Source organism: Kosakonia sp. S42 (assembly GCF_016624785.1).
Classification (GTDB): Bacteria; Pseudomonadota; Gammaproteobacteria; order Enterobacterales; family Enterobacteriaceae; genus Kosakonia; species Kosakonia cowanii.
On record NZ_JACVTW010000005.1, the window covers coordinates 102,048 to 125,504 of the forward strand.

At 54.5% G+C, this 23,457-nt stretch carries 25 protein-coding genes, 1 pseudogene and 1 riboswitch; of the genes and pseudogenes, 15 read left to right on the forward strand and 11 right to left on the reverse strand.

Annotated features, from left to right (window positions below; all coding sequences use genetic code 11):
• The first annotated feature begins 111 nt into the window (after positions 1 to 111).
• The 5 genes from IAE50_RS09180 (at position 112) to kdgR (ending at position 5,606) form a co-directional block, all read left to right on the forward strand.
• Positions 112 to 609: a GAF domain-containing protein gene (locus IAE50_RS09180; RefSeq protein ID WP_200580097.1), complete on the forward strand. Its 498-nt coding sequence runs from the start codon at positions 112 to 114 to the stop codon at positions 607 to 609.
• A gap of 96 nt (positions 610 to 705) precedes the next feature.
• Positions 706 to 1,401 (forward strand): RNA chaperone ProQ, encoded by a 696-nt coding sequence (proQ, locus tag IAE50_RS09185; protein WP_023480122.1) that lies wholly within the window; start codon positions 706 to 708, stop codon positions 1,399 to 1,401.
• Positions 1,402 to 1,420: 19 nt separating this feature from the next.
• A complete protein-coding gene (gene prc / locus IAE50_RS09190; RefSeq protein WP_094419639.1) occupies positions 1,421 to 3,469 on the forward strand; it encodes a carboxy terminal-processing peptidase in 2,049 nt (682 codons plus the stop codon).
• Positions 3,470 to 3,664: 195 nt separating this feature from the next.
• Entirely contained in the window at positions 3,665 to 4,546 is an 882-nt protein-coding gene (htpX, locus tag IAE50_RS09195) for a protease HtpX (protein ID WP_094419640.1), read from the forward strand.
• A 268-nt stretch (positions 4,547 to 4,814) separates the two neighbouring features.
• Positions 4,815 to 5,606 (forward strand): DNA-binding transcriptional regulator KdgR, encoded by a 792-nt coding sequence (gene kdgR, locus IAE50_RS09200; RefSeq protein WP_042715774.1) that lies wholly within the window; start codon positions 4,815 to 4,817, stop codon positions 5,604 to 5,606.
• A 48-nt stretch (positions 5,607 to 5,654) separates the two neighbouring features.
• On the opposite strand, the gene IAE50_RS09205 is transcribed toward kdgR, so the two are convergent.
• Entirely contained in the window at positions 5,655 to 5,894 is a 240-nt protein-coding gene (locus IAE50_RS09205) for a YobH family protein (protein ID WP_200580098.1), read from the reverse strand.
• Positions 5,895 to 6,056: 162 nt separating this feature from the next.
• Here IAE50_RS09205 and mgrB point away from each other — a divergent pair, with 162 nt between their 5' ends.
• The 6 genes and pseudogenes from mgrB (at position 6,057) to rlmA (ending at position 9,406) form a co-directional block, all read left to right on the forward strand.
• Positions 6,057 to 6,200, forward strand: coding sequence for a PhoP/PhoQ regulator MgrB (gene mgrB / locus IAE50_RS09210; protein WP_023480134.1), 144 nt, complete (start codon positions 6,057 to 6,059; stop codon positions 6,198 to 6,200).
• 74 nt (positions 6,201 to 6,274) lie between these two features.
• The gene (locus tag IAE50_RS09215) at positions 6,275 to 6,565 is read left to right on the forward strand and encodes a YebO family protein (RefSeq protein WP_094419642.1); all 291 of its coding nucleotides are present in this window, start codon (positions 6,275 to 6,277) and stop codon (positions 6,563 to 6,565) included.
• Positions 6,566 to 6,583: 18 nt separating this feature from the next.
• The gene (locus IAE50_RS09220; protein ID WP_200580099.1) at positions 6,584 to 7,573 is read left to right on the forward strand and encodes an MBL fold metallo-hydrolase; all 990 of its coding nucleotides are present in this window, start codon (positions 6,584 to 6,586) and stop codon (positions 7,571 to 7,573) included.
• Between the two features lie 512 nt (positions 7,574 to 8,085).
• Positions 8,086 to 8,226, forward strand: a pseudogene (locus IAE50_RS09225) (DUF2627 domain-containing protein).
• Between the two features lie 12 nt (positions 8,227 to 8,238).
• Positions 8,239 to 8,448 carry a transcription antiterminator/RNA stability regulator CspE gene (cspE, locus tag IAE50_RS09230; RefSeq protein WP_001062678.1) on the forward strand — a complete coding sequence of 70 codons (210 nt, stop codon included), beginning with the start codon at positions 8,239 to 8,241 and terminating at the stop codon, positions 8,446 to 8,448.
• A gap of 142 nt (positions 8,449 to 8,590) precedes the next feature.
• Positions 8,591 to 9,406 (forward strand): 23S rRNA (guanine(745)-N(1))-methyltransferase, encoded by an 816-nt coding sequence (rlmA, locus tag IAE50_RS09235; RefSeq protein WP_200580100.1) that lies wholly within the window; start codon positions 8,591 to 8,593, stop codon positions 9,404 to 9,406.
• Here rlmA and mntP read toward each other — a convergent pair.
• The 5 genes from mntP to manX all read right to left on the reverse strand — a co-directional run bounded on the left by mntP (position 9,403) and on the right by manX (position 13,567).
• A complete protein-coding gene (mntP, locus tag IAE50_RS09240; RefSeq protein ID WP_157737629.1) occupies positions 9,403 to 9,969 on the reverse strand; it encodes a manganese efflux pump MntP in 567 nt (188 codons plus the stop codon). The two genes, rlmA and mntP, sit on opposite strands and share 4 nt — an antisense overlap.
• A 6-nt stretch (positions 9,970 to 9,975) precedes the next feature.
• Positions 9,976 to 10,150: riboswitch (yybP-ykoY riboswitch) on the reverse strand.
• Between the two features lie 196 nt (positions 10,151 to 10,346).
• A complete protein-coding gene (locus IAE50_RS09245) occupies positions 10,347 to 10,805 on the reverse strand; it encodes a DUF986 family protein (RefSeq protein ID WP_200580101.1) in 459 nt (152 codons plus the stop codon).
• A 59-nt stretch (positions 10,806 to 10,864) separates the two neighbouring features.
• The gene (locus IAE50_RS09250; protein WP_023480044.1) at positions 10,865 to 11,716 is read right to left on the reverse strand and encodes a PTS mannose transporter subunit IID; all 852 of its coding nucleotides are present in this window, start codon (positions 11,714 to 11,716) and stop codon (positions 10,865 to 10,867) included.
• Positions 11,717 to 11,728: 12 nt separating this feature from the next.
• Entirely contained in the window at positions 11,729 to 12,529 is an 801-nt protein-coding gene (locus IAE50_RS09255; protein ID WP_054803641.1) for a PTS mannose/fructose/sorbose transporter subunit IIC, read from the reverse strand.
• 63 nt (positions 12,530 to 12,592) lie between these two features.
• Positions 12,593 to 13,567 (reverse strand): PTS mannose transporter subunit IIAB, encoded by a 975-nt coding sequence (gene manX, locus IAE50_RS09260; protein ID WP_054803642.1) that lies wholly within the window; start codon positions 13,565 to 13,567, stop codon positions 12,593 to 12,595.
• Positions 13,568 to 13,876: 309 nt separating this feature from the next.
• On the opposite strand from manX, the gene IAE50_RS26725 reads away from it, so the two are divergent.
• Together IAE50_RS26725 and yoaE are read left to right on the forward strand one after the other, a co-directional pair.
• A complete protein-coding gene (locus tag IAE50_RS26725; RefSeq protein WP_375286797.1) occupies positions 13,877 to 14,023 on the forward strand; it encodes a hypothetical protein in 147 nt (48 codons plus the stop codon).
• A complete protein-coding gene (yoaE, locus tag IAE50_RS09265; RefSeq protein ID WP_054803643.1) occupies positions 14,011 to 15,570 on the forward strand; it encodes a CNNM family cation transport protein YoaE in 1,560 nt (519 codons plus the stop codon). The genes IAE50_RS26725 and yoaE overlap by 13 nt, the downstream gene beginning before the upstream one ends.
• Here yoaE and IAE50_RS09270 read toward each other — a convergent pair.
• The 4 genes from IAE50_RS09270 to pabB form a co-directional block, all read right to left on the reverse strand.
• Positions 15,552 to 17,165, reverse strand: a complete 1,614-nt coding sequence (locus tag IAE50_RS09270; protein ID WP_094419647.1) for an EAL domain-containing protein — start codon at positions 17,163 to 17,165, stop codon at positions 15,552 to 15,554. The two genes, yoaE and IAE50_RS09270, sit on opposite strands and share 19 nt — an antisense overlap.
• 165 nt (positions 17,166 to 17,330) lie before the next feature.
• Positions 17,331 to 18,695, reverse strand: coding sequence for an L-serine ammonia-lyase (gene sdaA, locus IAE50_RS09275; RefSeq protein WP_094419648.1), 1,365 nt, complete (start codon positions 18,693 to 18,695; stop codon positions 17,331 to 17,333).
• Positions 18,696 to 18,870: 175 nt separating this feature from the next.
• On the reverse strand, positions 18,871 to 19,449 hold the full coding sequence (locus tag IAE50_RS09280) for a CoA pyrophosphatase (RefSeq protein ID WP_139566853.1): 579 nt from the start codon (positions 19,447 to 19,449) through the stop codon (positions 18,871 to 18,873).
• 3 nt (positions 19,450 to 19,452) lie between these two features.
• Entirely contained in the window at positions 19,453 to 20,802 is a 1,350-nt protein-coding gene (gene pabB / locus IAE50_RS09285; protein ID WP_200580102.1) for an aminodeoxychorismate synthase component 1, read from the reverse strand.
• 84 nt (positions 20,803 to 20,886) lie between these two features.
• Here pabB and IAE50_RS09290 point away from each other — a divergent pair, with 84 nt between their 5' ends.
• The gene (locus IAE50_RS09290; protein WP_200580103.1) at positions 20,887 to 21,075 is read left to right on the forward strand and encodes a YoaH family protein; all 189 of its coding nucleotides are present in this window, start codon (positions 20,887 to 20,889) and stop codon (positions 21,073 to 21,075) included.
• On the opposite strand, the gene IAE50_RS09295 is transcribed toward IAE50_RS09290, so the two are convergent.
• Positions 21,076 to 21,420: a RidA family protein gene (locus IAE50_RS09295; RefSeq protein WP_023480033.1), complete on the reverse strand. Its 345-nt coding sequence runs from the start codon at positions 21,418 to 21,420 to the stop codon at positions 21,076 to 21,078.
• Positions 21,421 to 21,532: 112 nt separating this feature from the next.
• Between IAE50_RS09295 and IAE50_RS09300 the strand changes: the two genes are divergently transcribed.
• Positions 21,533 to 23,443, forward strand: coding sequence for an ATP-dependent DNA helicase (locus tag IAE50_RS09300; RefSeq protein ID WP_200580104.1), 1,911 nt, complete (start codon positions 21,533 to 21,535; stop codon positions 23,441 to 23,443).
• Positions 23,444 to 23,457 lie beyond the last annotated feature (14 nt).

The window sequence follows — 23,457 nt, forward strand, 5'->3', positions numbered from 1 at the left end:
TAGATGCATCTATATTAACTCATGATGAGAACATCTTGAGCATCAACGCATTTAATGCTTATTTTATTAGGCTTAGCCGTTTACTCAGTAAGACACCAAAGTGGTTGGATAATGAACAAAGCAGAGTTTTACGCGGACTTAAACCGCGATTTTCAGGCATTAATGGCAGGTGAAACCAGTTTTTTAGCGACGTTGTCTAATACCAGCGCGCTGCTGTTTGAACGTCTGGATGGGGTCAACTGGGCCGGTTTTTACTTACTGGAGGGCGACACGCTGGTGTTAGGGCCGTTCCAGGGCAAAATCGCCTGCGTCCGCATTCCTGTCGGGCGCGGTGTCTGTGGTAGCGCGGTCGCGCAAAACCGTGTGCAGCGGGTTGAAGACGTTCATCAATTTGACGGACATATCGCCTGCGATGCGGCCAGCAACTCTGAAATTGTGCTGCCGATCACAGTAAGTGGTCAGATCATTGGCGTGCTGGACATCGATAGCGTCGAATTTTCGCGCTTTAGCGACGAGGATGAAAAGGGCCTGCGCGAGCTGGTTTCTCATCTGGAACAGTGCCTTGCGGCAACCGATTATCAAAAATTCTTTGCGACTGTCGCAGGATAATCAACGGATAACGTAGCATTTACTGTTAGCGTCATTATAATGACGCCTGTTCATGCCTGCGCTTGTTGGCAACGTCCGTTGTAATCAGGAAATTTCATGGAAAATCAACCTAAGTTGAATAGCAGTAAAGAAGTGATCGCTTTTTTGGCCGAACGTTTCCCTCACTGTTTCAGTGCTGAAGGCGAGGCACGCCCCCTGAAAATCGGTATCTTTCAGGATTTAGTGGCGCGTGTTGAGGGTGAGATGAATCTCAGTAAAACCCAGCTTCGTTCCGCTTTACGTCTTTATACTTCGAGCTGGCGTTACCTGTACGGTATCAAAGCTGGCGCGACGCGTGTCGATCTGGACGGCAACGCCTGTGGCGTGCTGGATGAGCAACACGTTGAGCATGCCCGCAAGCAGCTTGAAGAAGCGAAAGCGCGTGTTCAGGCGCAACGCGCTGAGCAACAAGCCAAAAAACGTGAAGCTGCCGCTGCTGCTGGTCAGGAAGACGCACCGCGTCGTGAGCGCAAACCTCGTCCGGCTCCGCGCCGTAAAGAGGGCGCAGAACAACGCAAGCCTCGCGCCGATAAGCCGGCGGCTAAACCGCAGCGCGAACGCGCACCGCAGCAGGAAGAGCGCCATACGCCAGTTTCTGATATCTCCGTGCTGAGCGTGGGTCAGGACCTGAAAGTGAAAGCGGGCAATAACGCGATGAGCGCAACCGTGCTTGAAATCACCAAAGACGGCGTTCGCGTACAGCTTAGCTCGGGTATGTCGATGATTGTACGCGCAGAACATCTCTTGTTCTGAAACGGAGGCCTGGCCTGGCATGAACACTTTGTTTAAGCGCACAGCGTTGGCAGGCCTGTTATTCGTAACAGGCCACGCCCTGGCTGTGGAAGATATTACCCGGGCCGATCAAATCCCGGTGTTAAAAGAAGAGACGCAGCACGCGACGGTGAGCGAGCGCGTCACTTCGCGTTTTACTCGCTCCCACTATCGCCAGTTCGATCTGGACAACGCCTTCTCTGCGAAGATTTTCACCCGCTATCTTAATCTGCTTGATTACAGCCACAACGTCCTGCTTGCCAGCGACGTTGAGCAGTTTTCGCAGAAGAAAAACGAGATTGGCGATGAACTGCGCAGCGGCAAGCTGGACGTCTTTTACGACCTCTACAATAAAGCGCAGCAGCGCCGTTTCGAGCGCTATCAGTACGCGCTTAAAGTGCTGGAGCGGCCGATGGACTTCACCGGTAACGACTCCTTTAACCTCGATCGCAGCAAAGCACCGTGGCCAAAAGATGAGGCCGAGCTGAATGCGCTGTGGGACAGCAAGGTTAAATATGACGAACTGAGCCTCAAGCTCACCGGTAAAGATGAGAAAGAGATCCGCGAGACGCTCTCTCGTCGCTATAAGTTCGCCATTCGCCGTCTGGCACAAACCAACAGCGAAGATGTCTTCTCGCTGGCGATGACCGCCTTTGCGCGTGAAATCGATCCGCACACCAACTACCTTTCGCCGCGCAATACCGAGCAGTTCAACACCGAAATGAGCCTCTCGCTTGAGGGGATCGGTGCTGTGCTGCAGGGTGATGATGACTATACGGTGATCAACTCGATGGTTGCCGGTGGTCCGGCGGCGAAGAGTAAAGCGATTAGCGTTGGCGATCGCATCGTTGGCGTTGGTCAGACCGGGCAGAATATGGTCGATGTTATCGGCTGGCGTCTTGATGATGTTGTTGCGCTGATTAAAGGGCCGAAAGGCAGCAAAGTGCGCCTTGAGATCCTGCCTGCGGGCAAGGGGACCAAAACGCGCATTGTTACGCTGACGCGTGAGCGTATCCGTCTTGAAGATCGCGCAGTGAAAATGTCCGTTAAGACCGTCGGCAAAGAAAAAGTCGGCGTGCTGGATATTCCTGGCTTCTACGTCGGGCTGACCGATGACGTAAAAGTGCAGCTGCAGAAGCTGGAAAAACAGAACGTCAAGAGCGTGATTATCGATCTGCGTGCTAACGGCGGCGGGGCGCTGACGGAAGCGGTGTCGCTCTCCGGCCTCTTTATCCCGTCCGGCCCGGTGGTGCAGGTGCGCGATAACAACGGCAAAGTGCGTGAAGATAGCGATACTGATGGCGTGGTCTACTACAAAGGGCCGCTGGTGGTGCTGGTTGACCGCTTTAGCGCCTCGGCATCGGAGATTTTTGCGGCAGCCATGCAGGATTACGGTCGTGCGCTGATTGTCGGCGAACCAACCTTCGGGAAGGGCACCGTGCAGCAGTACCGCTCCCTTAACCGTATCTACGATCAGATGCTGCGCCCGGAATGGCCAGCGCTGGGTTCGGTGCAGTACACCATCCAGAAATTCTATCGTGTGAACGGCGGCAGTACGCAGCGTAAAGGCGTAACGCCGGATATCATCATGCCGACAGGCACGCAGGTCACGGAAACCGGGGAAAAATTCGAGGATAACGCACTGCCGTGGGACAGCATCAATGCTGCCACCTTTGTGCGCGCCGGCGATTTGAAACCTTTCGGTCCTGAGCTGCTGAAAAAGCACGATGAGCGTATCGCGAAAGATCCTGAGTTCCAGTACATCAATAAGGACATCGCGCGTTTTGAAGCGCTGAAAGCAAAACGCGATATGGTGTCGCTGAACCTGGCGCAGCGTGAAAAAGAGAATGCGGAGGATGATGCTATTCGTCTCTCGCGCCTCAATGATCGCTTCAAGCGCGAAGGCAAGCCGCCGCTGAAGAAACTGGACGATCTGCCGAAGGATTATCAGGAGCCGGATCCCTATCTTGATGAGACGGTGCATATTGCTCTCGATCTCGCGCATCTTGAAAAAGATCAGCCCGCGGAATCAACCGCGTCTGCTAAGTAACGCCTCCCTACAGGCACAAGAAATTGTGCCTGTTTTTTTAACAACCTCCCGTCCTCGTAAGCATCCTGCTACAAAGTGTAAAGTTGTGTTTTTCTCGTGACTTACGCAGCATTGTTGCTTGAAAATAGCCCGCACGCCCATACGATGTGGATAACCGCATAGTGCGTTTTGTTAAATCGAGGTTAAAAGAAAATTATGATGCGAATCGCGCTCTTCCTGTTGACTAACCTGGCTGTCATGTTGGTGTTCGGCCTTGTGCTTAGCCTGACGGGCATTCAGTCGAGCAGCGTTCAGGGGTTAATGATTATGGCGCTGCTGTTCGGTTTTGGCGGCTCGTTCATTTCGCTGTTGATGTCGAAATGGATGGCGCTGAAATCTGTAGGTGGTGAAGTCATTGAGCAGCCGCGCAACGATATGGAGCGCTGGCTGATGGAGACCGTTGCACAGCAGTCTCGCCAGGCAGGCATTGCGATGCCGCAGGTGGCGATTTATCACGCGCCGGATATTAACGCCTTCGCTACCGGTGCGCGCCGTGATGCTTCGCTGGTCGCCGTCAGTACCGGCCTGCTGCAAAACATGAGCCGTGATGAGGCCGAAGCGGTCATCGCCCATGAAATTAGCCATATTGCCAACGGTGACATGGTCACCATGACGCTGATTCAGGGCATTGTGAACACCTTCGTTATCTTTATCTCGCGCATTATTGCCCAGATTGCCGCTGGCTTCATGGGCGGAGACCGGGATGAGGGTGAAGAGAGTAACGGTAACCCGCTGGTCTACTTTGCCGTCGCGACGGTGCTCGAGCTGGTGTTTGGTATCCTGGCGAGCGTTATCACCATGTGGTTCTCCCGCTACCGTGAATTCCATGCCGATGCGGGTTCAGCCCGTCTGGTAGGACGCGAGAAGATGATCGCTGCACTGCAAAGGCTGAAAACCAGCTATGAGCCGCAGGAAGCGAGCAGCATGATGGCGTTCTGCATTAACGGTAAGTCAAAGTCGCTGAGCGAACTCTTTATGACACACCCGCCGCTGGATAAACGTATTGAAGCGTTGCGTTCAGGCGCCTACCTCAAATAACGACATTACAAATAATAAAAGCGCGTCCATTGACGCGCTTTTTTATTGTTCGTCATCAGCGCTCAGCGGCAGGAATGGTATGGGTTGTACGCAGTTAACCCAGCAGATTATCGCGTAATTATTTCTCCGAACGCGGCATCAGCGTCTTTCAGGCGTAATGTCGCAGATTTGTAACGAACCAGGCATTCGCGCATTGCGGCGGATGGTCGACGAATTTATAATAAAAACCTATTCTGATTTTTATAAAACACAGGCGATGAGGTAATTAATGGCAATCGCGGATTTGGACAAGCAGCCAGATTCTGTCTCTTCTGTACTGAAGGTCTTTGGCATTCTGCAGGCTTTGGGCGAAGAGCGTGAAATCGGCATTACCGAGCTTTCACAGCGCGTCATGATGTCAAAAAGCACCGTTTATCGCTTTTTGCAGACCATGAAATCGTTAGGCTACGTGGCACAGGAAGGGGAGTCAGAGAAATACTCCCTGACGCTGAAGTTATTCGAACTTGGCGCGCGTGCACTGCAAAACGTTGATTTAATCCGCAGCGCGGATATCCAGATGCGTGAACTCTCTCGCCTGACGAAAGAGACCATCCATCTGGGTGCTCTCGATGAAGACAGCATCGTTTATATTCACAAAATCGATTCGATGTATAACCTGCGCATGTATTCGCGTATCGGTCGCCGCAATCCGCTCTATAGCACCGCGATTGGTAAAGTGCTGCTGGCCTGGCGCGATCGCGATGAAGTGAAACAGATTCTGGAAGGCGTTGAGTATAAGCGCAGCACCGATCGCACTATTACCAGCACCGAAGATCTGCTGCCGATGCTGGATATCGTTCGCCAGCAGGGCTACGGCGAAGATAACGAAGAGCAGGAAGAGGGGTTACGCTGCATCGGTGTACCGGTATTTGACCGTTTTGGCGTGGTTATCGCCGGTCTGAGTATCTCTTTCCCGACTCTGCGATTCTCCGAAGAGCGCCTGCACGAATACGTGGAAATGCTGCATCAGGCAGCGCGTAAAATTTCTGAACAGATGGGTTATAACGATTATCCGTTCTGATAATTGTCAAAAAAGCCGCCCCGTGGGGCGGCTTTTTCATGGGGAAAATCAGCCGTTATCAATAACGTTATCGCTTTTACGCATCAGTGGGCAGTTGGCAAGGCCAAAAAATCCGTTGTCTGAATGAACATATTGCGCCGTGCTGGTACCACGCGCGGTGACGTATTTGCACTGTAAACCAAGGCCTGCTGCATTCTCTTTACTGTTAATTAGCACGCCATAACCGCTCAGTAAGAGTCCAATCCACAACAGCGCGATAACGATGACGCCTCGAATAAGTGTACGCATGTTTGCTCCTTGCACATCGATTAAGTCTGCCATTAAGGCTACGTCTTTTATTGATTGAAACAAGTCACGCATTCCTAAAAATACCGAAAGGGGGTACAGTTACCCGCTGTTTAAGGAAGCCATGCTAGTGTGGTTACACCTTGAAATGTTTCGGAGAGTGGAGTGAGAAAATTTAGATGGCTGTTGCTGATTGCCGTGGTGGTGGTCTGCCTGCTGCTATGGACTCAAATGATCAATGTGATGTGCGATCAGGATGTACAATTTTTCAGCGGCATCTGTGTCATCAATAAATTCATCCCCTGGTAAGCGCATTTCTGCAGTGAAAGATTTCCTTCCTGAGTGCCAGTGGTAAAATGCCGCGTCTACTTTGAGGGTGTGAAATGAACGAAATCTTAAATTCTGGCGCGCTAAATTTTGCGTCTATGCTGGTTTCTGTGGTGGTTCTGGTTATTGGTCTGGTGCTGTGGTTCTTTATCAATCGTGCCAGTTCACGTACGAACGAGCAGATTGAACTGCTGGAAGCGCTGCTCGATCAGCAAAAACGGCAAAATGCGCTGCTGCGCCGTCTCTGTGAAGCGAATGAGCCGGAAAAAGCCGCTCTCCCCGAGGTCGAAAAAAATAAGACTAAGGGTGAAGACGAGGAGTTTATCCGGCTGGTGGCTGAACGATAACCTGAAAGGAGGGGAGAGATGGCCTGGAAAAACCCCTGGTATGATCCCGCGCTCTCCCATCATACGCCCGACGGTTTTTGTAACCCGACTTCCACGGCGCATCAACCCGCCGATGTTAAACGCTGGCGTCAGGAACGCAAAACTGCCGGGCTTCCCCGGCCACCTGCAGCAGGATATGACGCTTTTATTCAGGCCTGGTGGCAAAAAGCCGAGATTGCGCCGGGTGACGATGGCCTTTGGTGGCTTGGGCATGCCTCTGTGCTTCTGCGTATGCAGAGGAAATATCTGCTCACCGATCCTGTTTTTTCCCGACGCGCCTCCCCGCTGCGTTTCGCCGGGCCTCAGCGGCGCACGCCGCCTGCATTATCCATTGACGATATTCCCGCCCTGGATGCCATTCTTATCTCTCACAACCATTACGATCATCTGGACCGCTGGACAATCCGCGCACTGCTTCGCCGGTTTCCTGAGGTAAAGCTTTTTGTCCCTCTCGGATTGGGTGACACGCTGCGCCGCTTTGGCGCGCGTTTTGTCACTGAGCTGGACTGGTGGCAGCAAGCCTCGCTGGACGATTTACATTTAACCGCTGTTCCCGCTCAGCACTGGAGCATGCGCACACCGTGGGATCGGAACCGCTCATTATGGTGCGGCTGGGTTATTGAGTCGCGCGAACTGCGTTTCTGGTTTCCAGGTGATACTGGCTACAGCGCCGAACTTCTGCAGATCCCGCAGCGTCTTGGAAAAATTGATGCGCTCGCGCTGCCCGTTGGTGCTTATGCACCGCGCTGGTTCATGTCGATAAATCATATGGATCCACAAAGTGCGGTGTCGCTGTGGCAGCAATTAGGCTCGCCGCTGGCTTTTCCCATCCACTGGGGCGTATTTGAACTGGCTGATGAATCACTGGATGAGCCGGTGCAGGAGTTGCAGCGCGCTTTAAGCGAAGCGGAACAGGAAAATGATAACTTCAGGATCCTGAAAATTGGTCAATATTTATCCCTGCGGTAATTTAAGCCGAGCGCCATAAAAAGTAAGCCGTATTAAAATTGTGCGCTTCAGATTTACGCGAAACGTTTTTATTGCCTTCAAATGATGCAGTGTCATCATAATTTCATTATTTTGGTGCACGCCTGTGCTTATTCGCTCAGTAATTATTCATAGTTAACCTGAGCAATAGTTTCGTCCCAGATCATTAATAATTTAAGAATCTTCCTAATCGAATAAACAGCATAACTATTCGCAGAAAGTTCTTAGTATATAAGCGAAACGCATGAGGGGTTCAGCCACCCTTAAGCTGCATGGAACTGCTTGATGAATCGAAAGAAATGGTCTAGGTTTATCGGGTAAACCTGCTGGTGCAGCGGCTGCTATAACGGTCATTGAAGTGAATAAATGAACAGTGGTTGTTTCGATACCCTTAGAATTTGTGCGGTGGATCGAGACATATCTAAAAATGGCTTGCCATAGTTTACGTATTATGTGATAACACGTTGTGGGTCAATCGAGGTTCAGTTCTGTTTATGTGTGGCATTTTCAGTAAAGAAGTCCTGAGTAAAACGTTTCGTTGAATACAGCTTCTCTGCCGAACCTTATATTAGTGCCTCAAGCAGTAATGTCTCAGTTTTCTCAGTCAATGCCTGCGGGCGAAGTATATACATTAAGGAATTTTGCAAATGGCAAAGATTAAAGGTCAAGTTAAGTGGTTCAACGAGTCTAAAGGTTTTGGTTTCATTACTCCGGCTGACGGCAGCAAAGATGTATTCGTACATTTCTCTGCTATCCAGGGTAACGGCTTCAAAACTCTGGCTGAAGGCCAGAACGTTGAGTTTGAAATTCAGGACGGTCAGAAAGGCCCGGCTGCAGTTAACGTAACTGCTATCTGATTTCGACACCTCTGAGCTTGAGACGCGTTCCGCGTATCAATGTCAGTTATCAAGCCTCGCCATTGTGCGGGGCTTTTTATTTTCCCTGCCGCAACATTTGACGGTACACTTCGCCCTTTGAAAAAGTCGTCCCGGAGTGTTTATGCCATTCAGTTGCCCCCTTTGCCACGCACCGTTAAGCCGCCACGAGCGCGCATTTATCTGTCCGCAGCGGCATCAGTTCGATCTCGCCAAAGAGGGTTACGTCAATTTATTGCCCGTTCAGCATAAACGCTCGCGCGATCCCGGTGATAACGCTGAAATGATGCAGGCACGCCGTGCTTTTCTCGACGCCGGACACTATCAGCCACTGCGGGACACCATCTGCAGCCTGTTTGAAGAGACTCTGCCGGCAGAAGCGACGGCGCTGCTCGATATCGGCTGCGGGGAAGGGTACTACACGCAGGCATTTGCCGGGGTAGGCCGCGCGCGCGGCGCACAAACCGTTGGTCTTGATGTCTCGAAAGCGGCGATTCGCGCAGCGGCAAAACGCTATCCGCAGGTGATGTTCTGTGTCGCCTCCAGCCACCGCTTGCCTTTTGACGATAACAGCATTGATGGTCTGGTGCGCATTTATGCACCCTGTAAAGCGCAGGAGCTGGCCCGCGTGATGAAACCGCAGGGTGTCGTGATCACCGCAGCACCCGGGCCGCGCCATTTAATGGAGCTGAAGGGGCTTATTTATGATGAGGTGCAGTTGCACGCGCCAAACAGCGGTGAAATTGACGGGTTTACGATGCTTTCCGAACAGTCACTCGCTTATGAGATGGAGCTGACCGGCGAAGAGGCGGTTGCGCTCCTGCAAATGACGCCGTTTGCCTGGCGGGCAAAGCCGGAAGTGTGGCAACAGCTGGCAGCGACTAAAACATTCCGCTGCCAGACGGATTTCACTATCCATTGCTTACGCCGGGAAAGCTAGCCAGCAAAGTGGCTATAAAGGATCTGCACGCCGATACCAATGAGCACAACGCCGCCGAGGATCTCGGCGCGTTTGCCGAGTAGCGGGCCGATAAAACGGCCTACCATCATACCTAAAGTTGACATGATGAGCGTGGCGCAGCCGATGGCCAGCGCGGTAGTGAGGATATTGACCTGCAGGAACGCGAGCCCGACGCCAACCGCCATTGCATCCAGGCTGGTAGCAATCGCGGTGGTAACCAGCAACCAGAATCCATGACGATGCGGCATCTCTGCTTCATCATCCGTATTGCCGCGAAAACCCTCCAGCACCATTCTGCTGCCAAGAAACGCCAGCAGCACGAACGCTATCCAGTGATTCCACTCAAGCACAAATTGTGAGGCGAGCATGCCAAGACCCCAGCCCAGTAACGGGGTTAAGGTTTCAATTGCGCCAAAGATAAGGCCGGTACGCAGGGCGTCGGAAAATTTAGGATTGCGGAGCGTCGCACCTTTACCGATAGAGGCGGCGAAGGCATCCATCGACATACCGAAGGCGAGAAGCAGGGTGGCGGATAAGTTCATCTGTGCGTCCTGACCGGGAGTTCCATATAACACACCACTGCCCCCAGTAAACAGCAGTTAGTGTGTCAATGGTCTCGCCTGACTGAAAATGTTCAGTCCGTACGTGCCACGTTTTGCAACGAGTATGTTGACACGTACATTTCCGCAGGGCGGAAATCGGCTACTCCCCAACGACGGACGCACCTTACCATATTTTTAGAATATAAAACAACAGCAGAAGAATATTCATGGCGCTGCCTGTCGATAACGATTGTCATTTAGCTTGCGACGTGAAAATAACGTTAATAAACATAGGTAATTTCTTATGAGAAATATAGCAGAGGCTATATTAAAGCCTCTTTTTTGTGCAGGGTAAAATGAGATGGGTATTGTTTAACTTATTGAGTTTTAACCATTACTCTGCAGATCTTTTCGAGGTCGTCTATATTTCGTACACGGATTAGTAACCGCCGCTGCTCTAATTGCATTACCAGTACGCCATCCTCCGATAAATTCATCTCTTTAATACGGTCATATTCAATCCAGGCATTAGCAAAGAAGAAACCCTGTGATTTAAAGATGGCTTTCGGGGCGCGGATCCAAAAAAGGTAAATACCCAGCAGCGCCAGAGCAAATAATAACCACATGGTTAATGATGAACCACCGTTAACGCTGTTGTTATAAATCAGAATAACCAGCAGGCCGACAAAAATGGCGCCATCGGTACGGCTTCTGCGCAGCAGCGGAACGGTGAGCAACGTTTCGCCTTTGCGACGGGGCATCACCACCTCGTCATAGAGCGCAAAAGCCAGCAGGGCGGCGACAAACAGCAGCAGCACGCTATCCGTAATCGACATCTCATCTCCTTAAATAAAAAAACCGGGAGCAATCACGCCCCCGGTTATGACAACGTTGTTTAAAGACCCAGCAGGCCGATAGCGTAGCCGACAATCCCAATTACGAAGAAGCCGACAATGATCCACAGTGGGTTCACTTTTTTACGCAGCAGCCACATACAGGCGAAGGTCAGCAGCAGCGGAACCAGACCCGGCATCAGCTGGTCGAGGATAGTCTGCACCGTGGTCACCGTGGTTTTCCCGGTCTGGTCGGTAATTTCCGATACCACCAGCGGAATATTCACGTGCGTCCATTTGTTGACCAGCGCTCCCATCACAAACAGGCCGAGAATTGACGCCCCCTCAGTCAGTTTCTGCAGGAAACCGCCGCCCATATCTTTAACGATATCGATCCCTTTGCGATAGCCGTACGCAACGCCGTAATAACGGGTAGCAAGACGCACGATATTAAAGAGGAAGAAGAAGAGCAGCGGGCCGAGCAGGCTGCCGCTCATGGCAATCCCGGCGCCCAGTGCCGCAAAGACCGGACGCACGGTACCCCAGAAAATCGGGTCGCCAACGCCTGCCAGCGGCCCCATCAGACCCACTTTGATACCGTTAATGGCACCATCGTCAATCTCTGCGCCGTTCGCGCGCTGCTCTTCCATTGCCAGCGTTACGCCAAGCACCGGCGCGGCAACGTAAGGGTGGGTGTTAAAGAACTCCAGGTGACGCTTAATCGCCTGGCGGCGGGCTTCGTTATTTTCCGGATAGAGGCGTTTAATCGCCGGTACCATCGAGAAGCAGAAGCCGAGTGCCTGCATACGTTCGAAGTTCCACGAGCCCTGGAAGAGGTTAGAACGCAGGAACACGCTGCGAATATCACTCTGGGTGAGCTTTTTCTCAGTCGGAGTTTTCGTCATATCAACCATGTCGTTCACCTGTTAATCCAGTTCGTTATCAAGATCGTTGGCACCAGCCGCTGGTGCAGCGCCGCCTGCAGTGCGGTTATATTTCGGGCTAAGCTGAATGTAGAGAATGGCCATAACGGCACCGATCACACCCAGCGAAACAAGGTTGAAGTTAGTAAATGCCGCGGTCACGAAGCCGAGGTAGAAGAACGGCATCAGATAGCCTGCGCGCATCATATTGATGACCATCGCATAACCGACCACCACGATCATGCCACCGGCGATATTCAGACCGCTGGTCACCACTTCCGGAATGGCGTTGAGCATGTTCTGCACTTCGCTGGTACCGACAGAGATAGCCACAATCACCGCCGGGATGGCGATACGCATCGCTTGCAGGAACAGGGAGGAGACGTGGATCCAGGACAGCGCGGTAAGGTTACCGTTATCTGCGGCTTTATCTGCCGCGTGCTGGAAACCAACGGTAATGGTACGCACAATAATGGTCAGTACCTGACCTGCTGCTGCCAGCGGGATCGCCAGCGCGATACCAGCACCGATGCTCTGGTGGCCGCCAATGACCAGAATGGTGGAAATAATCGACGCCAGCGCGGCATCCGGCGCGACTGCGGCACCGATGTTCATCCAGCCAAGCGCGATCATCTCAAGGGTACCGCCGATAATGATACCGGTTTTCATATCACCAAGAACGATACCGACTAACGTACATGCCACCAACGGACGGTGGAACTGGAACTCGTCAAGTATCGACTCCATACCGGCAATACATGCGACGACGAACACCAGCACAATCTGAAGAGTGGTAATCTCCATTGTACTTCTCCTATAGCTAAATCAGACGTAAGTGTGAAAACTGAGTCAATCAGGTCGTCGCGGTTACTTCGCCACTTTGCTGATTAAATCCATCATTTTCAGTTTCGGATCGTTTGAAACTTTACGGACTTCCAGCTCAATGCCGCGATCGTTGAGTTTGCGAAACGCCTCAATATCTTTCTCATCGACGGAAACAGCGTTGTTTACCTGGGTTTTGCCCTGACGATAGGCCATACCGCCAATATTGACCGAGGTAAGTTTTACGCCGCCCTCGACGATGCGCTCGACATCGGTAGGGTTGGTGAAGAGCAGCATTACGCGTTCACCGGCATATTTCGGGTTGTTATAGACGCGGATCATTTTTGCGACGTCGACAACGTGAGCCGTTACCCCCGGCGGTGCGACCTGCGTCAGCAGCGTTTTGCGCACGTTATCGGCGGCTACCTCATCACTGACGACAATAATCCGGGTGACGTTGGTCTCTTTGGTCCAGCGGGTGGCGACCTGGCCGTGGATTAAGCGGTCATCAATACGCGCCAGACCGATGACCATATAGTCGTTCGGCCCCATCGGTTTAGCAGGGGTAGCGGCTTTCGGTGCTGCCGTCTGTTGAACCGCAGCGGGAGCAGGTTTTTCCACCGGCTGCGCTTTCAGCGCCTTCACGCCTTCACGTCCGGTCTCGACGGCCAGCGCTACCAGCTCATCGAAGGTTGGGTTGTCATCACGCGCCATCAGGGTTTCAACCAGCATCGGGATATTCACGCCAGCGATGACTTCATAATGCTCTTTATCGACGACAATGCGGCTGGCGGCGTTAAACGGGCTGCCACCCCATGTATCAACGAGAAACAGCACGCCCTGATTAGTATCCAGTTTTGCCAACTGCGCCTGATACTTTTCGATTAACGTCTCCGCGTTCTCGCCGGGAACAAAATCGATCCATCCGACATTCTCCTGCTCGCCGAGTAGCATCTCGGCGGTTTTAAGCAGTTGTTCTGCCGCCCAACCATGTGTGCCTATAACAATAGCAATAGTCACTTGCTACCTCCTTATTCTTGTCGTTAACATCCACGCGATGGATGTATTGTGAATCGGCACCAAAAAAGCGAATCGATTCAGAGATAAACTCAAAGAGAAGTTTAGGAACTTTCGCGAATTATTTTAGAGAGTGAAAAAATAATTTATGTGATGAAGATCCGTAATTTAGCTTCCATAAAAATGAAATTTTGTGGCGCAAAATATCCATACATTTTGCAAAGTCTGGTAAATCTTTGCCAGCTACCCAGGCTCTTTGCTATGTTTAACCTCCGTTTAAGTTACCAGGAGTAAAGGGCAGTAGCCCATCGTATGGATCGTCACCGACGTCAGTTCACTTTATGGCCGTCCCGCGCCACGTATTCCCCCCTTTCAAATAGAGTCAATGTCATCACGCCTGCGCATTTTCGCGCGCCGTATACTGTTTTCCTGAACAGGAGCCTGTCATGGAATTCTTAATGGATCCGCAGATTTGGATCGGTTTGTTGACGCTGGTTGTGCTGGAAATCGTGCTGGGTATTGATAACCTGGTCTTTATTGCCATTCTTGCCGATAAACTGCCGCCGAAGCAGCGCGATAAAGCACGGTTGATCGGTCTGTCACTGGCGCTGGTGATGCGGCTTGGCCTGCTGTCGCTGATCTCATGGATGGTGACGCTCACCCAGCCGCTCTTCTCGGTGTGGAACCTTACCTTCTCCGGCCGTGATTTAATCATGCTGTTCGGCGGTATTTTCTTACTGTTCAAGGCTACTACGGAGCTTCATGAACGGCTGGAAAACCGCGATCACGATGGCGGACACGGTAAAGGCTACGCCAGTTTTTGGGTGGTGGTGACGCAGATCGTGATTCTCGATGCGGTCTTCTCCCTCGATGCGGTGATTACTGCGGTCGGTATGGTTAATCACCTGCCGGTGATGATGGCGGCGGTGGTAATCGCGATGGCGGTAATGCTGCTGGCCTCGAAGCCGCTGACTAACTTTGTGAACCAGCATCCGACGGTCGTGGTGCTCTGTCTGAGCTTCCTGTTGATGATTGGTCTGAGCCTGGTCGCAGAGGGCTTTGGCTTCCATATTCCGAAAGGCTACCTCTACGCCGCGATTGGCTTCTCAATTATCATTGAGTTCTTTAACCAGGTTGCGCGCCGTAACTTTCTGCGTAACCAGTCGCGCCTGCCGCTGCGTGCGCGCACCGCGGATGCGATTGTGCGTCTGATGGGCGGTCGCCGTCAGAATACGACGCAAACTGAGACGGACAGCGATGCCTCAGTAACGGTGCCGGAAGGCGCGTTTGCGGAAGAGGAGCGCTATATGATCAACGGCGTCCTGACGCTGGCGTCCCGTTCGCTGCGCAGCATTATGACGCCGCGCGGTGATATCAGCTGGGTGGATGCCAATCTGAGCGTTGACGAGATCCGTCAGCAACTGCTCTCTTCCCCGCACAGCCTCTTCCCGGTCTGCCGTGGCGAACTGGATGAAGTGATCGGTATTGTGCGCGCCAAAGAGCTGCTGGTGTCGCTGGAAGAGGGCGTCGATGTTGCCGCTATCGCATCTGAGTCGCCGGCAATTGTGGTGCCGGAAACCCTCGACCCGATCAAGCTGCTGGCGGTATTACGCCGCGCGCGCGGCAGCTTCGTGATTGTCACCAATGAGTTTGGTGTGGTTCAGGGGCTGGTAACCCCTCTGGACGTGCTGGAGGCGATTGCCGGTGAATTCCCTGATGCGGATGAAACGCCGGAAATCATTGCCGACGGCGACGGCTGGCTGGTGAAAGGCACTACCGACCTGCATGCGCTGCAGCACACGCTGGATCTCGATAACTTCGTCAATGAAGAGGAAGATATCGCCACCGTTGCGGGCCTTGTCATTGCCGCGCGTGGGCAGATCCCGCCGGTAGGCGAAACCTTTGCCATTGCGCCGCTGCATATCACCGTGATGGAAGCGAACGACTACCGCGTCGATCTGGTGCGTATTGTTAAAGAGCAACCGGCTCACGACGAAGAGGAGTGATCCTCAATCGTCATCAGCGGAGCCAGCCGGTCGTCATGCGCGGCTGGCGTCGCATTCCCGGCTAACCACGCCGGGAAGTTCTCAATGGGCATCGGCTGTGCAAACAGATATCCCTGTAGTGACTGCACCCCCTGCTGACGCAAATATTGTGCCTGCTGTGGGGTCTCTACCCCCTCTGCCACCAGTTCAATATCCAGCCGCTGCGCAAGCGCGATAATGATGTCGGTCACCTTGGAGTTCACCGCATCGGTGCCGATCGCCGCAGTATAGGATTTGTCGATTTTCAGAATGTCCGGTTGCAGCTTCTCCAGCCAGCTCAGGGCGCTATTGCCGGTGCCGAAATCATCAATCGCAATCTTCACGCCGTTGTGATGCAGCTCGCGCATCATGCGCGAATCCACATCCTGCAGCGCATCGCGCTCGGTCAACTCAATGATCAACTGCTGAACCGGATGGTGAACAAACCACAACCGGTGCAGATCTTTCAGTAACTCACCATCGCGCAGATGGCTGGGGGCGGCATTAATGCCGATATGAAAATGGGCGTCGGCCGGAAAGAGATGGCGGTGCGCCTGCACCTCAATTAGCACATACCGGGTCAGCGGGGCAATCAGATGCTGCGCCTCGGCGATAGGAATAAACACCTCCGGCGAAATCGCACCCTGGCGCGGATTGTGCCAGCGCAGCAGGATCTCCACGCCGACGCACTTCAGGCTCTGGGCGTGCAGCACCGGCTGGCAGAAGAGGGCAAATTCGCGGCCGGTTAAGCCAAGGTTAATCTCGCGGGCGAAGCTCATGCGGCTGGCAGTGGTAAACCAGGTAATCACGCTGGTTAAAAGCCCAATCATCAGCGCCAGCGGCAGCTGTGAAGGGAGGTGTTGCAGCGCCAGCCGCGTTGCACCCGGGCCGCTTACGCTCACCGACAGGGGGAAGAATTGCGAGGTACGCTGATAGCGCTTCTCATCGTCCGCCAGCGGAAGGGTCTCAAGCAGACCTTTTCCCTGCACCAGATGCCGCCCGGCAACAGAGAGTGCAACGCGGGTGATAAGCGGCGGTTGGGGCTCCAGCATTAAGCGGCTGAGCAGTTCAATATTGACCACTTCCATCACGCCACTTTGCCCGTCTGCGGCGGTAGGAAACCAGACGATCAGCACCGGGCGATCTTTCAACAGGGATTTATCCGTTGAGAGGACCAGCAGCGTGGTTTTCGCCGGCAGGCTCGGCTGAAGCTGGTGAACAGGGACGTGACGATCGCCAAAAATGCTCGAGCAGTAAAGTATGCCATCGTGGACCAGCGTAATGGAGCGCACCGTCTGCAGGCTGGCAGCGATTTTGCGCAGTTGCAGGTGCACCCCGTCACAGGGTTTACCGACCAGCGGTGAAACCATCTCGCGGGTCGATTCCAGCGGCAGCAGCAAGCGATCAAAGTTCACCACCGCATGATGGGTAAAAGAGGCAACGCGTTGCTGGTTGAGGTTACGCTCGGAAACAAAGCGAAAAGCGAGGGTCAATATCAGCGCAGCAATGCCCGCCAGCACGCAGACCGTCGCGCGCCGCTGTCGATAGCTTTTAATGATCCGCTGAGCCGTTTGCATGCGCCGATCGCCTGTAATATCCCTGGCCTGATTGCCATGCCAGCACAGTTGAAGTGTAGCGGGAAATTGCTCAGCTTATGCACAAACGGCGGGGAATATTCTTGATCTGTGGCGTAGCGGGTAAAAAAAACGCCGTTCGGTTGAACGGCGTTGAGAGCGGTGAGTTTAGTCACACTGCACTTTGATGGCCAGACCACCGCGCGAGGTTTCGCGGTATTTGGCATTCATATCTTTCCCGGTCTCGTACATGGTTTCGATAACCTTGTCGAGAGAGACGCGCGGCGCGCTGGTGCGGCGCATCGCCATCCGCGCGGCGTTAATCGCCTTCACCGAGGCAATGGCGTTACGCTCAATGCAGGGAACCTGCACCTGGCCGGCGACCGGATCGCAGGTCAGACCGAGGTTGTGCTCCATACCAATCTCTGCGGCAACGCAAACCTGCTCCGGGCTTGCGCCCAGCAGCTCAGCCAGACCTGCCGCCGCCATCGAGCAGGCAACGCCCACTTCGCCCTGGCAGCCCACTTCCGCACCGGAAATGGAGGCGTTCATTTTATAGAGCGCACCAATCGCCCCGGCAGCGAGGAAGTAGCGAATATAGATATCCGGGCTGACGGACTCAATAAAGTGGTCGTAATAGGCCAGCACCGCCGGCACGATACCGCAGGCACCGTTGGTCGGAGCCGTCACAACGCGACCGCCCGCCGCATTCTCTTCGTTAACCGCGAGGGCAAACATGTTGACCCAGTCCACGACGATCATCGGATCGTTGGAGAGCTTATCGCTGGAGACCAGCAGGCGGCGCAGCGCAGAGGCGCGACGCGGCACGCGCAGCGGACCCGGCAACACGCCTTCGGTGTTCATGCCGCGATCGATACAGGCGCGCATGGTCGTCCAGACGTTAGCAAAGTACTCTTCAATCTCTTTTTTCGAGTGCAGCGCCAGTTCGTTCTGCATCACCATCCCGGAGAGAGAAAGCCCGGTCTGTTTGCAGTACTCAAGCATCTGCGTCGCAGAGTTGAAGGGGTAGGGCACAGCGACAGAGTCGAGGGTCTCTTTACCAAAATGCTCTTCATCAACGATAAAGCCGCCGCCGATGGAGTAGTAAGTTTTGCTGTAAACGGCTTCATCGCCGTTCAGGGCGGTAATGCGCATGCCGTTTTCGTGCAGCGACAGGTTATCGCTGTGAAAACGCATGCCATCATTCTGCGGGAAGTCGACTTCATGGCGACCCTGCGCCAGCAGCAAGCGCCCACGGTTTTCCACATCGCGGATAAACCCCGGGATCGCATCAATATCGACAGTGGCCGGCTCATTGCCCGCCAGACCCATAATAATGGCGATATCGGTATGGTGTCCTTTCCCGGTAAGGGAGAGTGAGCCGTAAACATCCACCACAACGCGGGTAGTGTTTTCCAGCAATCCTTTTTCGACCAGATCATCGACGAACTGCTTCCCGGCCTTCATCGGGCCAACAGTGTGGGAAGAGGAGGGACCAATTCCCACTTTGAACATGTCGAATAGACTAATCACATTTACACTCCTGACAGGGTTACTGGGTTTCCAGTAACGATGTAATAACTGCGCATAGTGTAAGAGGGAAGGGTGCCAGCAGGTTAACTATTCACATGAATTAAACTAATCGCTGGCCTCTATTAAACTAATAGCGAGTTCGCCGTCACAAAGTGCGCAAAACAGAGTATAGCGCTTATGGCCGCAGGCCGATTTGCAGCGCCAGCGAGCGGATGATCCCCGCCGTCATGCCCCAGACAAAATAATGCTCATACCAGGATAACCACACCCGGTGGGCATTACCGTGACGATGCACATCCAGCGGGTGATAGCGCCCAAGCCGCAACGCCTCGGCAAGCGGCATTTCAAACACCGCCGCCACTTCATCTTCACTGGCACGCCAGGGGAGATCTGGCGGAATAATGCCGACCACCGGCGTAACCTGAAAGCCGGTCACGCTATCCACCGGCGGCAGGACGCCAATCACTTCAACCGATTCTGGCGGGATAGCCACCTCTTCCTGCGCTTCACGCAGCGCGGCGGCGATAAGCGAGGCGTCGGTGCTGTCGACCGCGCCGCCGGGAAAGGCGACCTGGCCGGCATGTTTACGCAACATGGCTGAGCGCTGCGTCAGCAGCAGGCCTGGCTCTTCACGCCGCACAATCGGCACCAGCACCGCCGCCTGGCGCGCATTCAGGGTGGCGGCATTAAGCTGCGGTCGCATTAGCTGGAAGCGTGATAAAAAGTTATCCAGAGTTAACACCGGTTGCTCCACGAATTACCTCTCAAGTTGCCGCAGGATACGATTAACTTTATCAAAGGTTTCCTGATATTCCGCATCCTCATCGCTGTCGGCGACAATCCCGCCGCCCGCTGAGCAGTAAAGCTGACCGTCACAGGCGGTGACGGTACGGATGGTGATGCTGGTGTCCATATTGCCGCAGAGGCTGAGGTAACCGATGCTGCCGCACCAGGCATTGCGGCGGTGTGGCTCCAGCTCATCGATAATCGCCATCGCCCGCACTTTCGGCGCACCGGTAATCGACCCGCCGGGAAACGCCGCGCGCAGCAGATCGCTTGCGTGTCGTCCGGGCGGCAGCTTCGCCGTCACGGTGCTCACCAGGTGATGCACCGCCGGGAAGGGTTCCACCACGAACAGCTCCGGCACCTGCACCGAACCCGGCACCGCCACGCGACCAATATCGTTGCGCATCAGATCGACAATCATCACATTCTCGGCGCGATCTTTCGGCGAGGCGGCAAGACGGGCGGCCTGCTCAGCATCGGCTTTCGCGTCCGCAAGACGCGGCAGGGTGCCTTTAATCGGGCGGGTCTCAATCTCATCGCCGGTCAGGCGAATAAATCGCTCCGGCGACAGGCTGAGGATCGCCCCTTGCGGCAGGCGCAGGAAGGCGCTGAACGGCGCGCGGTTTTCCTGGTTAAGGCGCACAAACGCCTGCCACTCATCGCCGCTATAGTGCGCCTGAAAACGTTGCGCGAGGTTAACCTGATAGCAGTCGCCGCTGTGCAGCCACGCCTGCACCTGGCGGAACTTCTCGCCATACTCCGCGCGGCTCATATTGGCCTGCCAGGCAGAGGTTAAGCGAAACTCAGCCTGTGGCGGTGCGCTCTGGGCCTCAAGCCAGGCCAGGCGCGCATTGACATCCCCGTGGCTCAACAACGTTACGCGCTGCAGTTTGTGGTCAACAATCAGCGCCCAGTCATAGAGGCCTACCGCCATATCCGCGACGGCAATATCCTGCGCGGCCAGTGAGGGCAGTTGTTCAAAACGGCGGCCTAAATCATAACCAAACAGGCCCAGCGCACCGCCCTGGAAAGGGAGGTCATTCGCGGGTTCAGCATGCAGACCGCACGCATCCAGCGCCTGCTGTAAGAGTTCAAGCGGATCGCCTTGCGACGCGCGTCCATCCTGATAAGTGATATCGCCCTGCGTTGTCAGTGTGGTGAGCGGATCGGCGACTAAAATATCAAAACGGTTATGGGGATGATCGGCATGCCCCGAATGGAGCAGCATCGCCCACGGCTGCGCGCTGAGCGGTGCGAAATAGAATTCCGCAGCGTCGCGGCGCCACGGAAGCGAGAGTTGGGCAGGGGTTAACTGTTTCATGATTCCTGGCTCTTGAGCGTCTTCGCTGGCGTAGTGCACAGACGCGTGGAATAATTAGCGCCGATAATTTATCAGGAGTTGACCATGTTTGCAGGATTACCCGCCCTCAGTCACGAACAGCAACAGAAAGCAGTCGAACATATTCAGGAACTTATGGCCGGCGGCATGAGCAGCGGCGAGGCCATTACCCTGGTGGCACAAGAGCTGCGCGCCAGCCATACCGGTGAGCGGATTGTGGCGCGCTTTGAAGATGAGGAAGACGAGGAGGAGTAATTAGACCGCCGCGATAATCTTGATCTCAACTTTATAACGCGGATTCATCAGCTTCGCCTGCACGGTGCAGCGCACCGGTGCATGGCCCGCCACGACCCACGCATCCCAGGCCTTATTCATCGCTGCAAAATCATCGCTATCGGCAAGAAAAATAGTGGCGTCGAGGATCCGTGACTTATCGCTGCCCTGTTTTTCGAGCACCGCATCAATCTGCGCCAGCGTGTTAGCTGTCTGCTCAAAGGCGTCGGCATCGAGGTTTTCCGGCACGCCAGTGTAATAAAGCGTCTGGTTATGGATCACCACATCAGACCAGCGGGCTTCCGCGTCAATACGCACAATTGTCATCACCTTTTCCTTCCTGGTTACATAGATTCGCCGGGAAGAGTGCCACAAAAACCTGGCTGGCGTAAATCCGCGCACCCTGACATAATCACTGGCGATTTAACCAGGGGGTAGTGTGACGGACGATTTTGCAACAGACGGCCAGCTTGCCAAAGCGATACCGGGATTTAAACCGCGCGAACCGCAGCGCCAGATGGCTTACGCCGTGACCGAAGCGATTGAAAAAACGCAGCCGCTGGTGGTTGAGGCGGGAACCGGAACCGGTAAAACCTACGCCTACCTTGCGCCCGCATTGCGCGCCGGGAAGAAAGTGATCATCTCCACCGGTTCGAAAGCCCTGCAGGATCAGCTCTACAGCCGCGATCTGCCCACCGTCTCAAAAGCGCTGGAGTACACCGGGCGCACGGCGCTGCTCAAAGGCCGTTCAAACTACCTCTGTATCGAGCGTCTCGAACAGCAAGCGATTGCCGGTGGCGATCTGCCGGTACAAACGCTGAGCGATGTCATTCTGCTGCGCTCCTGGTCTAACCAGACCAAAGATGGCGATATCAGCACCTGCGTCAGCGTGGCTGAAGATTCCGCCGCCTGGCCGCTGGTCACCAGCACCAACGATAACTGTCTGGGCAGCGACTGCCCGATGTACAAAGAGTGCTTCGTGGTGAAGGCGCGTAAAAAAGCGATGGAAGCCGACGTTGTCGTCGTCAACCACCACCTTTTTCTCGCCGACATGGTGGTGAAAGAGAGCGGTTTCGGTGAGCTGATCCCGGAAGCTGAGGTGATGATCTTTGACGAAGCGCACCAGCTGCCCGATATCGCCAGCCAGTATTTTGGCCAGTCGCTCTCAAGCCGCCAGCTGCTCGATCTGGCAAAAGATTTCACCATCGCTTACCGCACCGATTTACGCGATACCGCGCAGTTGCAGAAATGCGCCGACCGGCTGGCGCAAAGCGCGCAGGATTTCCGCCTGCAGCTCGGCGAGCCGGGCTATCGCGGGAACCTGCGCGAACTGCTGGCCGATGCGCGGATTCAGCGTGCGCTGCTGCTGCTCGATGACGCCCTCGAACTCTGTTACGACGTGGCGAAACTCTCCCTCGGTCGTTCAGCGGTGCTGGACGCCGCTTTTGAGCGCGCCACGGTTTACCGCGCCCGCCTCAAGCGGCTGAAAGAGTTCAACCAGCCCGGCTTCAGCTACTGGTATGAGTGCACTTCGCGCAACTTTACGCTGGCGCTGACGCCCCTGACCGTCGCCGATAAATTCCAGGAAGTGATGAAAGAGAAGAAGGGGAGCTGGATCTTTACCTCCGCGACCCTGTCGGTTAACGACGATCTGCATCACTTCACCGCGCGGCTAGGCATCGACGAAGCCGAGTCGCTGCTGTTGCCGAGCCCCTTCGATTACCCGCGCCAGGCGCTGCTCTGCGTGCCGCGCAATCTGCCACAGACTAATCAGCCCGGCTCTGCGCGCCAGCTGGCAGCGATGTTAAGGCCGATGATTGAGGCCAACAACGGTCGCTGCTTTATGCTCTGCACCTCCCACGCCATGATGCGCGATCTTGCAGAACAGTTCCGTGCCACACTTAGCCTGCCGGTGCTGTTGCAGGGTGAAACCAGTAAAGGGCAGTTGCTGCAACAGTTTGTTGACGCCGGTAACGCACTGCTGGTTGCCACCAGCAGCTTCTGGGAGGGCGTCGATGTGCGCGGCGATACGCTTTCGCTGGTAATCATCGATAAGCTGCCGTTTACCTCGCCGGACGATCCGCTGCTGAAAGCGCGAATGGAAGATTGCCGTCTGCGCGGTGGCGATCCCTTTGATGAAGTGCAGCTCCCGGATGCGGTGATTACGCTGAAGCAGGGCGTCGGTCGCCTGATCCGTGATATTGACGATCGCGGCGTGCTGGTGATTTGCGATAACCGTCTGGTGATGCGGCCCTACGGCGCGGTGTTTCTCGCCAGCTTGCCGCCGGCACCGCGCACGCGTGATATCCGCCGCGCAGTGGAGTTTCTTGCCGGGCCCGCAGCGGAGTAATTTTCCGCGAAGTG

Bases quoted from the DNA above. Each gene is read 5' to 3' on its own strand.
- mntP (WP_157737629.1), bottom strand. From the start codon at position 9,969: ATGAACTTATCCGCCACCCTGCTTCTCGCCTTCGGTATGTCGATGGAT.
- IAE50_RS09220 (WP_200580099.1), top strand. From the start codon at position 6,584: ATGGCCTGGAAAAACCCCTGGTATGATCCCGCGCTCTCCCATCATACG.
- IAE50_RS09295 (WP_023480033.1), bottom strand. From the start codon at position 21,420: ATGACAATTGTGCGTATTGACGCGGAAGCCCGCTGGTCTGATGTGGTG.
- prc (WP_094419639.1), top strand. From the start codon at position 1,421: ATGAACACTTTGTTTAAGCGCACAGCGTTGGCAGGCCTGTTATTCGTA.
- IAE50_RS09270 (WP_094419647.1), bottom strand. From the start codon at position 17,165: ATGCAAACGGCTCAGCGGATCATTAAAAGCTATCGACAGCGGCGCGCG.
- cspE (WP_001062678.1), top strand. From the start codon at position 8,239: ATGGCAAAGATTAAAGGTCAAGTTAAGTGGTTCAACGAGTCTAAAGGT.
- IAE50_RS09245 (WP_200580101.1), bottom strand. From the start codon at position 10,805: ATGTCGATTACGGATAGCGTGCTGCTGCTGTTTGTCGCCGCCCTGCTG.
- IAE50_RS09290 (WP_200580103.1), top strand. From the start codon at position 20,887: ATGTTTGCAGGATTACCCGCCCTCAGTCACGAACAGCAACAGAAAGCA.
- pabB (WP_200580102.1), bottom strand. From the start codon at position 20,802: ATGAAACAGTTAACCCCTGCCCAACTCTCGCTTCCGTGGCGCCGCGAC.
- proQ (WP_023480122.1), top strand. From the start codon at position 706: ATGGAAAATCAACCTAAGTTGAATAGCAGTAAAGAAGTGATCGCTTTT.
- IAE50_RS09215 (WP_094419642.1), top strand. From the start codon at position 6,275: ATGAACGAAATCTTAAATTCTGGCGCGCTAAATTTTGCGTCTATGCTG.
- htpX (WP_094419640.1), top strand. From the start codon at position 3,665: ATGATGCGAATCGCGCTCTTCCTGTTGACTAACCTGGCTGTCATGTTG.
- IAE50_RS09205 (WP_200580098.1), bottom strand. From the start codon at position 5,894: ATGCGTACACTTATTCGAGGCGTCATCGTTATCGCGCTGTTGTGGATT.
- rlmA (WP_200580100.1), top strand. From the start codon at position 8,591: ATGCCATTCAGTTGCCCCCTTTGCCACGCACCGTTAAGCCGCCACGAG.
- kdgR (WP_042715774.1), top strand. From the start codon at position 4,815: ATGGCAATCGCGGATTTGGACAAGCAGCCAGATTCTGTCTCTTCTGTA.
- IAE50_RS09250 (WP_023480044.1), bottom strand. From the start codon at position 11,716: ATGGTTGATATGACGAAAACTCCGACTGAGAAAAAGCTCACCCAGAGT.
- IAE50_RS09255 (WP_054803641.1), bottom strand. From the start codon at position 12,529: ATGGAGATTACCACTCTTCAGATTGTGCTGGTGTTCGTCGTCGCATGT.
- yoaE (WP_054803643.1), top strand. From the start codon at position 14,011: ATGGAATTCTTAATGGATCCGCAGATTTGGATCGGTTTGTTGACGCTG.
- IAE50_RS26725 (WP_375286797.1), top strand. From the start codon at position 13,877: ATGGATCGTCACCGACGTCAGTTCACTTTATGGCCGTCCCGCGCCACG.
- IAE50_RS09180 (WP_200580097.1), top strand. From the start codon at position 112: ATGAACAAAGCAGAGTTTTACGCGGACTTAAACCGCGATTTTCAGGCA.